The sequence below is a fragment of the Holdemanella porci genome (genome assembly GCF_009696075.1).
GTDB lineage: Bacteria > Bacillota_I > Bacilli_A > Erysipelotrichales > Erysipelotrichaceae > Holdemanella > Holdemanella porci.
Window position 1 is genome coordinate 1 of record NZ_VUMR01000064.1, and the last position, 10,527, is coordinate 10,527.

10 protein-coding genes and 1 other annotated feature are annotated in these 10,527 nt (G+C 34.2%); of the genes, 4 read left to right on the forward strand and 6 right to left on the reverse strand.

All coding sequences use genetic code 11. The features are described from left to right. Window positions 1–94: 94 nt before the first annotated feature. Together FYJ55_RS09310 and FYJ55_RS09315 are read right to left on the reverse strand one after the other, a co-directional pair. On the reverse strand, window positions 95–544 hold the full coding sequence (locus FYJ55_RS09310; protein WP_195836713.1) for a cation transporter: 450 nt from the start codon (window positions 542–544) through the stop codon (window positions 95–97). A gap of 61 nt (window positions 545–605) precedes the next feature. Further along, window positions 606–2,522, reverse strand: a complete 1,917-nt coding sequence (locus tag FYJ55_RS09315) for an aconitate hydratase (protein ID WP_154556594.1) — start codon at window positions 2,520–2,522, stop codon at window positions 606–608. Window positions 2,523–2,615: 93 nt separating this feature from the next. Here FYJ55_RS09315 and FYJ55_RS09320 point away from each other — a divergent pair, with 93 nt between their 5' ends. Together FYJ55_RS09320 and FYJ55_RS09325 are read left to right on the forward strand one after the other, a co-directional pair. Next, window positions 2,616–3,890: a citrate synthase gene (locus tag FYJ55_RS09320; RefSeq protein ID WP_270498956.1), complete on the forward strand. Its 1,275-nt coding sequence runs from the start codon at window positions 2,616–2,618 to the stop codon at window positions 3,888–3,890. Beyond that, window positions 3,887–4,882 carry an isocitrate/isopropylmalate dehydrogenase family protein gene (locus tag FYJ55_RS09325; protein WP_154556595.1) on the forward strand — a complete coding sequence of 332 codons (996 nt, stop codon included), beginning with the start codon at window positions 3,887–3,889 and terminating at the stop codon, window positions 4,880–4,882. Before FYJ55_RS09320 ends, FYJ55_RS09325 begins: the two co-directional genes overlap by 4 nt. 18 nt (window positions 4,883–4,900) lie before the next feature. Here the strand turns inward: FYJ55_RS09325 and FYJ55_RS09330 are convergent, their stop codons facing one another. Further along, on the reverse strand, window positions 4,901–5,158 hold the full coding sequence (locus FYJ55_RS09330) for a hypothetical protein (RefSeq protein ID WP_117924004.1): 258 nt from the start codon (window positions 5,156–5,158) through the stop codon (window positions 4,901–4,903). A 76-nt stretch (window positions 5,159–5,234) separates the two neighbouring features. After that, window positions 5,235–6,641 carry a neurofilament protein gene (locus tag FYJ55_RS09335; protein WP_154556596.1) on the reverse strand — a complete coding sequence of 469 codons (1,407 nt, stop codon included), beginning with the start codon at window positions 6,639–6,641 and terminating at the stop codon, window positions 5,235–5,237. A gap of 155 nt (window positions 6,642–6,796) precedes the next feature. Between FYJ55_RS09335 and FYJ55_RS09340 the strand changes: the two genes are divergently transcribed. Together FYJ55_RS09340 and FYJ55_RS09345 are read left to right on the forward strand one after the other, a co-directional pair. Continuing rightward, a complete protein-coding gene (locus tag FYJ55_RS09340; protein WP_154556597.1) occupies window positions 6,797–7,921 on the forward strand; it encodes a S1C family serine protease in 1,125 nt (374 codons plus the stop codon). Window positions 7,922–7,996: 75 nt separating this feature from the next. After that, entirely contained in the window at window positions 7,997–8,956 is a 960-nt protein-coding gene (locus FYJ55_RS09345) for an L-lactate dehydrogenase (protein ID WP_154556598.1), read from the forward strand. Between the two features lie 12 nt (window positions 8,957–8,968). Here the strand turns inward: FYJ55_RS09345 and FYJ55_RS09350 are convergent, their stop codons facing one another. Both FYJ55_RS09350 and FYJ55_RS09355 read right to left on the reverse strand, forming a co-directional pair. Then, window positions 8,969–9,715 (reverse strand): metallophosphoesterase family protein, encoded by a 747-nt coding sequence (locus FYJ55_RS09350; protein WP_154556599.1) that lies wholly within the window; start codon window positions 9,713–9,715, stop codon window positions 8,969–8,971. A gap of 162 nt (window positions 9,716–9,877) precedes the next feature. Next, window positions 9,878–10,098: a binding site (T-box leader), on the forward strand. Window positions 10,099–10,156: 58 nt separating this feature from the next. After that, on the reverse strand, window positions 10,157–10,527 hold a 371-nt coding region (locus FYJ55_RS09355; RefSeq protein WP_195836714.1), incomplete at its 5' end, for a transposase.

Consider the following 10,527-nt stretch of genomic DNA (forward strand, 5'->3'; position numbering starts at 1 on the left):
TACGTACTACTTAGATTGAAAAACATCTATAAAATCACTCGCTTAAAGGATTTGAAAAACGAGTGGTTATTCGTGTAAGTGATAAAAAGAAGAATTATAGCAAAGTCACCAAATTGCTAGTTAAGCCTACTTTTTTATTAATTCGCATTAAAATCAATAAAATCAGTGCAGAAAAGCATGTTAATATCGTTTCAAACAAAGATACCTGCATGTGGTCAATTTCATTACCACCATTCAACATGATTTGAACATTATTCATGATCAGAACCATCATAACCGCAATAAACATGAATCCTTTTAAAAGAATCAAAATACTTTCAAGTTGTGCATAGCCAAAGGGATGTTTTTCCGTAACTGGCTTATAAAATAAAGGAATAATATAAATCGTTAAACCAATCACGACAAGTTCAGTTGAATCATAGACTGTATCTGCCAATACAGATTGCGATTTAGAAAAGATTGCCATGATAAGTTCTGCAAGTGCAAATACAACACCGGACCAAAAAGAAATACGCATCACAATTTGTTCCTGTTTTTCTTTCATTTTCTCACCTAATTTCCTCATTATTATATCACAAGAAAAAGGAACGTTTGATAAAACGTCCCTATTGTTGATTACGAATGTAGTTTAATGCGCCACCCGCCATAAGAATATCAATATCTTCTTGACTGATTGGTGCATGTACTTTGTATGTTTCATTCTTTGTCACATTTTCAACGATCAAATCTAATGAATCATATAATGAGTTTACATTTTCTATCTTTAATTCATCCATTTCATCGATTTTATCGTAGTCTGATTTATCTGTAAATATCAGTGGCAACAAGCCAAAATTGACTAAATTAGCCAAGTGAATACGGGCAAATGATTTTGTCAACACAGCTTTAATGCCTAAATACATAGGTGCAAGTGCTGCATGTTCTCTACTTGATCCTTGTCCATAGTTTTCTCCAGCTACAATGATTCCACCATTATTTTCTTTACATACTTCATCAAAATGAGGTTTATTATTTTCAAATACAAATGTGGATAACTTTTCGATATTTGAACGATACGGTAAAACCTTAGCTCCTGCTGGAGCAATGTGATCGGTTGTGATATTGTCTGGTAATTTAATTACAACTTTTTTATCAATTGTTGAATCCATTGGCGTATTTACTGGTAGTGGTTTAATATTGGGTCCACGAACAATTTCTATATTTTCTGGATCCTTACTTGGAGCATAAATCAATGAATCATCGATATAGCTTTGTTCTTTTTCAAATTCATCCGCATATTCCAAAGTGGTTGGATCTGTGATGACTCCTGTAATTGCACTGGCTGCAGCTACTTCTGGTGATACTAAATAAATACCTGCACTTAATGTGCCGCTTCGACCATAAAAGTTACGGTTAAAGGTACGTAAACTTACGGCATCACTCTTTGGACTTTGTCCCATACCAATACATGGTCCACATGTACATTCTAGAATTCTTGCTCCACAAGATACAAATGTCGCAAGTGTTCCGTTTTCAATTAATTTCATTAAAACTTGTCTAGATCCTGGTGAAACCACTAGACTTACATTATGAGCAATCTTTTTCCCTTTTAAAATGGCTGCGGCTTTCATTAAATCTTCATAACCTGAATTAGTGCATGATCCAATCGCAACTTGGTCCACTTTCATTCCGGCTAATTCAGACACATTTTTTATAGCATCTGGTGAATTTGGACATGCCGCTAATGGAGTAAGTTCATCAAGATTGATTTCAACTGTTTCATCATAATGACAACCTTCGTCTGCACTTAAAGCAATGTAGTCTGATTCTCTTTGTTGGCGCTTCAAAAATTCACGAGTTACTTCATCACTTGGAAAAATTGACGTAGTTGCACCAAGTTCTGCTCCCATATTTGTAATGGTAGCTCTTTGGTAGACACTTAAGTTTTTAACGCCTTCTCCGGAATACTCAAATACTTTTCCAACTCCGCCTTTTACACTTAATAATTCCAACAATTTTAAAATAATATCTTTACTGGAAACACCATGTGCTAAAGTACCCGTTAATTTTACTTCGACTACTTTAGGGCATGTTAAACGGTAACCAATTCCTGCCATAGCTTTGGCAACATCCAATCCTCCAGCACCAATGGCGATACATCCCATAGCGGAAGATGTTGGTGTGTGTGAATCGGAACCAATCAATGTCTTTCCTGGTTTAGCAAAACGTTCTAGATGAACTTGGTGACAAATCCCATTTCCGGGTTTTGAAAAATAAATCCCATATTTACTAGCTACACTTTGAAGATAAGCATGGTCATCTGCATTCATAAATCCATTCTGTAATGTATTGTGATCCACATAGCTGACAGATAATTCTGTTTTTACTTTTTTAACGCCCATAGCTTCAAACTGCATATAAGCCATAGTTCCTGTGGCATCTTGTGTTAGAGTCTGATCCATTTTGATTTCAATAGGTTGCCCCGCTTCTAATTTCCCTTTTAATAAATGTTTTTCTAGAATCTTATACGTTAAATTTTGCATAGACAATATCCTCCGTTTGGAATTATAACAAAAAATGTAACAAAATGAAAGTTTATGTTATAATATGAAACATATGAAAGGAGGTTTCAGGAAGTGAAGACACTAAAAGAAATCTATCAAGCTAATGAAGAACTCAATTATATCGATTCTTCCTTATACTCTAGATATCGTGTAAAAGCTGGTCTTAGAAATGATAATGGCACGGGAGTTAAGGTGGGTCTGACTAAGATTTGTGATGTTATTGGATATAAATTTGTTCACGAAAAGAAATACAACATTGATGGACAACTAATTTACAGGGGATATCCCATCAATTATTTAGTTGATAAACAACCTAAAGATCATGTTTTTGGATTTGAAGAAGTCGCATTCCTTTTGATTTTTGGCACATTACCGACAGAAGAACAGTTACAAGAATTTAAAGATTATTTATTGAACTTTAAAATGGGGCCTGTAGACTTACAGTATGAAACACCAAACATACTAAATGCACTTCAAATTGAAGTGTTGAAGTTATACGCAAAAGATCCAAGTGCTGATACAGATGACTTGGAAGAACGAATGATGAAAGGATTAAACATTCTAGCGAGTATTCCACTTTTCACATTTTCCTATGCCCGCAACAAAGTCTTTAAATCCTATCCTTATCCCGACAAAAGCCTAGCTGAAAATATCTTATGTATGGCTAGAGGGAATGATCAATATACTTTAGAAGAGGCAAGAATCTTGGACATTTTATTAATGGTTCATGCCGATCATGGTGGTGGAAACAACTCAACCTTTGCCAATGTCGTAATATCGAGTACAGGAACAGATATCTATTCTTGTATTTCGGCTGCCATTGGTTCTTTAAAAGGACCTAAGCATGGGGGTGCCAACTGTAAAGTTACCAATATGTTTAAAGCTATCTTCCATGAGGTCGGATTTACAACGGATAAATTAACACTAAAAAAGATTGCGAATCGTTTGTTAGATAAAGACTTCTTTGATCATAGTGGATTAATTTATGGAATTGGACATGCGATTTATACGAAGAGTGATCCTCGTGCATTATTGATTCAGCAACAATGTGAAATGCTCGCAAAATCAAAAGGACAAGAAGATATCTACAATTGTATCCATACATTTGAAAAAGTTGCCGTTGAAGTCATGAAAGAAAGAAAAGGCATCGATGTATGTGCCAATGTTGATTATTATTCCGGCTATGTTTATTCATTGCTGGGGATTGAAAACGACTTATTTACACCACTATTCGCAATCAGTCGTACAGCCGGATGGGTCAGCCATCATTTGGAGAATCGTCAATCAAACCGAAAATTAATACGACCTGCCAATGTATATGTAGGAGAAATGGAGGGAAACGAATGACTACAATAACAGTTTTTAAAGGGGACGGGATTGGTCCTGAAATTACGGATGCGGTAATCAAAGTATTAAATGCTGCAGGGGCAGATTTAGAATATGAATTCTTTAACGTAGGTGCAAAGGTATATGAAGAAACAAAAGAATATATTCCAGAAAAAGCACTTGAATCTTACGAAAAGAATAAAATTCTATTGAAGTCTCCTATCACAACGCCAGTTGGTAAAGGTTTTCGTTCATTGAATGTCACTTTGAGAAACAAATATGACTTGTGGGCAAATATTCGTCCAGCTAAATCGAATCCTTGTATTCCTACTCGTTTTGAAAATGTAGATATTGTAACTTTTAGAGAAAACACGGAAGATCTATATGTAGGAAAAGAAGAACAGATTGATGAGAATACAGTATATGCATATAAAATCATCACAAAAAAAGTGAGCACAAGAATTATCAAGGCTGCTTTTGAATATTGTGTAAAACATAATCGCAAAAAATTAACTTGTGTACATAAAGCTAACATCTTAAAAATGAGTGATGGTTTATTCCTTCATATTTTTGAAGATATTGCCAAGGATTATCCTCAAATTGAAGCCAATTCTTTGATTGTAGATAACACTTGTATGCAGTTGGTTATGCATCCCGAACAATTTGATGTGCTAGTCATGCCAAATCTTTATGGAGATATCGTTTCCGATTTAACGAGTGGATTAATTGGCGGTTTAGGATTACTTCCTAGCTGCAATAAAGGTGATGAATATGCGATGTATGAAGCTGTACACGGTAGTGCTCCAGATATTGCTGGTAAACACATTGCCAATCCAAGTGCTTTATTATTATCAGCTTGTATGATGTTAGATGATTTACATCAAGATGTGGTTTCTAGTAAAATCCGTAAAGCTTTAAATAAGGTGTTCGAAGAAAATAGTGTATTAACACCAGATCTTGGTGGCAATGCAACAACTGAACAATTCACAGATGAAATTATTAAAAATTTATAAAAAAAGAAAAGACGATGGTTATTCATCGTCTTCATCTTCGTCAGCCAATAATGGTTGGCGATTTTTTAATGTTAAAATATATGTTCCATCTTTTGGATATGCACTTTTGTCTTTTTGATCACTCAAGATTTCCAATTCACATGGATATCCTTCGTTTTCAAGAATTTGCAAAAGATTATCCTTACCAATTTTTTTAGTAATTGCACGTCCACATGCACAGTTACCATATTGATCAAGGCATTGTTTAATCCACACAGGAATTTTTGAAGCTGCCATTGTATCCTCCTTGATTAAAAGTATTCGCAAACTATATCATATGCAAAACACCTTTAAAAATCAAGTAGAATCCAACTTAACCTTCTAAAACTGCAATAATATTTGGATAATATGTAAAACGATCATCTACAAACTGTAAAGCTTGGTTTGCGATTTGTTTTGCCTTGTCTTTATCAACGCCTTCATAAATTGAAGCATAACGATAATAGATATAATCTTTGATTTGATTTTCTCTTAAAATATAAGCATAATCTGCATCACCTAATCCATAATCACCATGTAAGATATATAGATCAGCTACATCCATCATAATACGATTACTGTACTTGTTATGTAAGTCTTCTAATTGTGATAATACTGCGTAAATAAAGTGTTCATAGTAATCTACATCTTCATATTTCCATGTTTTCAAAACACTGTAAGCTAGGTCCATGAATTCTTCAACAAACTTTTCTACATCAACGCCAACTTCTTCTTCTAATTTCTTAGAATCATGAATATCTTTGTGTTGTGCAATCATCAATACTTTACGCATTGTATCAAATTGATCTTTATATTCTTCTCCATCCGCAACAACATCTGTATATTTATAATTCAATGCATGTGTAACATCTGCTTGCAAATCTTCAGGTTTCTGAGGTTTGATATCAGCTGTCTCAAATACTTTTGATACAAGTACTTCTACTAATCCCTCATCATAACCATCTTCTTCAAAGTTAAACTTACCCGTCAATTGATATTTGTTTACTAGATTTTCTGAAACAGATTTTACGTCCGGATTTAAAATCAATTGTTGAATAATTGAATCACGGGTTACATCCATTGACATAGCTTTTGCTAAATCTAAGCATGTATCTAATGATAACCTAGCATATTGTTCTTCTTTAGTCATTTTCTTAGTTGTAGCCTTTTTAGTTGTAGTTTTCTTTTTAGTAGAAGCTTTTTTTGCTGTAGCTGGTTTAGCAGCTGCTTTTTTAGCTGGAGTCTTCTTTTCTACAGTTGCTTTCTTTTCTTCTGCTGGTTTAGCTTCTTCTTTTTTTGCTGGAGCCTTCTTTTTTGCTGTTGCTTTTTTAGCAGGTGCTTTCTTTTCTTCTGCAGGCTTAGTTTCTTCTTTTTTTGCTGGAGCCTTCTTTTCTGCAGCTACTTTTTTAGCAGGTGCTTTCTTTTCTTCTGCAGGTTTAGCTTCTTCTTTTTTTGCTGGAGCCTTCTTTTCTGCAGCTACTTTTTTAGCTGGTGCTTTCTTTTCTTCTGCAGGCTTAGCTTCTACTTTTTTTGCTGGAGCCTTCTTTTCTGCAGCTACTTTTTTAGCAGGTGCTTTCTTTTCTTCTGCAGGCTTAGCTTCTTCTTTTTTTGCTGGAGCCTTCTTTTCTGCAACAGGTTTAGTTTCCACTTTTTTTTCTTCAACAGGTTTTACTGCTTTAACTTCTTCTTTTTTATCAACTACTTTTTTATTTGTAACTTTTTTTGTTGTTTTTGTTGGCATACGGAACCTCCCTTAAACATGCTTTCTATAACGTTATTATATCACTGAATAGAAATAATACAAAATTTGTATAGACAAAATAGCGTATTTGATGCATGTATTTTGTTTAATTTGGTGTATACTACAGAATATAGCATGCAAAAGGAGGAATCAACATGCAAACACCACATGAATTTAGGCCCAAAACATTTGTCCCTGTTCGAAATAAAATTATAACCACTGTAGGTATAATCCTATTATCGGGTATAGTTGGATTTGGTGCTGGCTATGCCGGAAGCCATCTATCTAATAATGCCAATGTCACTATTCAGCAACAAACTAATAAATCCAATTCTGGAACCGTTCAAGTATCGGATGTTTCTGACATCGTAGAAAAGTGTAAAGATAGTGTTGTCGAAATCACAACTGAATCTGTTTCAAGTGGAAATTCCATTTTTGGACAATACGTTTCACAAGGTGCCGGCAGTGGAGTCATCATCAGTAAAGATGGATATATCGTTACGAATAACCATGTAGTAAGTGGAGCAACAAGTTTAAAAGTGACAACTACAGATGGCACAGAATATGATGCGAGTGTTGTTGGTAAAGATTCACAGACAGATTTAGCCGTTATTAAAGTGGATGCGAACAACCTACAGGCTGCAACACTTGGTGATAGTGATATTTTACAAGTTGGAGATCCTGCCATTGCCATTGGAAATCCATTAGGAGAACTTGGTGGTACAGTTACAACGGGAATTATTTCTGCAACAGACAGACAAATCACAATTGATGATGAAACTATGACACTTCTACAAACAGATGCTGCCATCAATCCAGGAAACTCTGGCGGAGGATTGTTCAATGCTGACGGTAATCTAATTGGAATTGTTAACGCAAAGGAAAGTTCAACCGGAATTGAAGGATTGGGTTTTGCGATTCCAATCACACCTGCTCAAGACATTATCACAGAGCTTATGGAAAATGGAAGTGTCACTTCAAGACCTGCATTAAATGTTAGTTTATATGACTATACTTCAAAAAATCAAGGTCAATATTCAAAATACGAAGATGGCTGCTACATCGTACAAATTGTTAAAAATGGAGCAGCTGATAAAGCAGGACTAAAACAAAATGATCGTATTCTTAGTTTTGATGGTGAACAAATCCAATCAACAAGTGATGTAAAAAATGTTCTAAAAAAGCATAAAATTGGAGATACCGTTAAAATGGTCGTTGAAAGAGATTCTAAGAAGATTACAGTCGAAATTACTCTACAAGCCCAAACCCAAACTAATTAAGCCAGTTATACACTGGCTTTTTAGTTGAAACTAACATATAATAATTGTGTACATATAAGAAGGAGAATGAAGTTTATGTCTGAAAAAATCAAAAAAAGAAAAATCATGCTTGTTGGTACTGGGTTTGTCGGCATGAGTTTTGCCTATTCAATGCTTTCAGAAAAAGGAATTGATGAACTTGTTTTAGTCGATGTCAATGAAGACAAGGCAAAAGGTGAACAAATGGACCTTAACGATGGTCTAGTATATGCAGATACGAAAATGAAAATCTCTGCTGGAACATATGCAGATGCAGCTGATACTAACATTGTTGTCTTAACAGCTGGTGCTGCTCAAAAGCCAGGTCAAACTCGTTTGGATTTAGTTAAAATCAACGCAAGCATCACAAAAGGTGTATGTAAAGCCTTAAAAGAAAATAATTTCAATGGTATCTTAGTTGTTGCCAACAACCCAGTAGACATCATGACATATGTTGCATGGAAAGAAAGTGGATTACCTAAAAACCACGTTATTGGATCAGGTACTGTACTAGATACAGCTCGTCTACGTCGCGCATTAAGCGAAAGATTAGGATTTGCAGACAGTAATATCCATGCATATATTATGGGTGAACATGGAGATTCTAGTTTCGTTCCTTGGATTCATTCATATATTGGATGTAAAAACTTACTTGAATACTTAGATGAAAATGATATTTCTTTAAGTGAACTTCAAGAAATCTATATTGACGTTCGTGATAAAGCTTATAAAATCATCGAATTAAAACGCGCTACTTACTATGGAATTGGTTTGGCATTAAAACGTATCGTATCTTGTATCTTAAATAATGAACGTGCTATCTTACCAGTTAGTGCATATCAAAATGGTGAATATGGTAAAGAAGGCTACTTTATTGGAACACCAAGCGTTGTTGGTTCAAATGGTGTAGAACAAGTGATTCGTTTACACTTAAATGAAAATGATCAACAAAGATTTGATCATTCATTCGATACATTAAAAAATACAATTGAAGAAAATCTTCAGGACATCCTTTAAAAAACGGCCTGACTAAATTTTAGTCAGGCTTTTAATTTCTTCATCTATATTATCTAGTAATAAAACTTTATCAAATAAAGTCAAACATGGCTTATTGGAATCCGAATAATGAATCATATCATCATGATAATGTCCACTAAACCACATTTTGTAATCTGTTTTCTTCTCAACTGTTTCTAAACAATCGTGCAAATCATAATAATCATCTCCATATAAACTCATATCCGTTTCATATTTATGAGCCAATGGATGCGATGAATATGTATCGTGCGATAAAATATAATCAACTTCCCAATTATTTTTTTCTAATGTTGCAAAAGCATGTTTCGCTTCTTCAATCGTACAAATTTCATCTTTCCACCAATTTTTATGTTCTGTACGATAATTGACATCGTGGGAAAATCCTCCACCCATAGTAAAAAATTTATAACCATCAATATTGAAAACCTCACCGCGCATCAAATGAAATACTTTCGAGCGAATACGATGTACTTTACCACCTTTATACTCTTCTAAAGGATACGTATTAAGAACATCAAAATTTTCATGATTCCCATCAATAAATAAAGTTTTCCAAGGAAGTGAATCTAACCATTTTAACCAGAAGTTATCCCCTGTACTTCCATCCCAAACGCAACCAAAATCTCCGCATATAATAACATAATCATTTTCTGTTAAAGAATTGCCAACTGTAAATTCTCTAGGATTGATTTTATGAATATCTTGTTCTCTATGAATGTCTCCAGTTATATAAATCATCTGTTCCCTCCAACAACATTTTTATATTATAGCACAAACGTTCACATGTTAATAAACAAATGACAATTGTAATTAATGTAAATTGTGAAAATGTTATTTTTCATTTTGTTACATTTTTTATTGACATGTTTTTCAAGATGGTATATTATACAACCACAAATATTCAAAGCAATGAGCAAGGCACGACTTTAAGCAAGCCCGGATTAAGAGAGTATCAAATTTGGTGAAATGATAACGACGGTCCTTAGAGCTATCACTTGTGAGCTAATCATTTGAAATTATAAGTAAAATGATTCGTCCTTCGCGTTAAGAAGTTCTAAGTGGCAACAATGTAGTTGCAAACTAAGTGGTACCGCGGAATAGTGTTAGATTTCGTCTTAGATAGACGAAGTCTCAGATTGTTGACAAAAGCCTATACCTTTTTGTAAGGACATAGGCTTTTTATTGTATATAGGCAATTTTCGAAATGAAATTGTCTTTTTTTGTATATTTTGAAGGATATATTGAATTTTTTGATGGCTTTCTTCTATATTTTCCTCTCCAAAGGGACATTTTCTTCAGATTATGGCACGCAAAAATCAACCAAGCATTCTGTTGGTTTTTCTTCAAGCCTTTTAACCTTGTGAATCGTAGTCCATTGTTTTCTTTACAGTCCGCAAATACTCGTTCAATGGTTTCTTTTCTCTGTGGATAAATTTCTTTCCATTCCATAGTATGACGGATCTCATCGGCATATTCTCTAAACTCTTCCCATAGGTGACGTTCGATAACTTTTGTCATGTTCTTACTCTTTGTACATTTGTTTCTAAGAG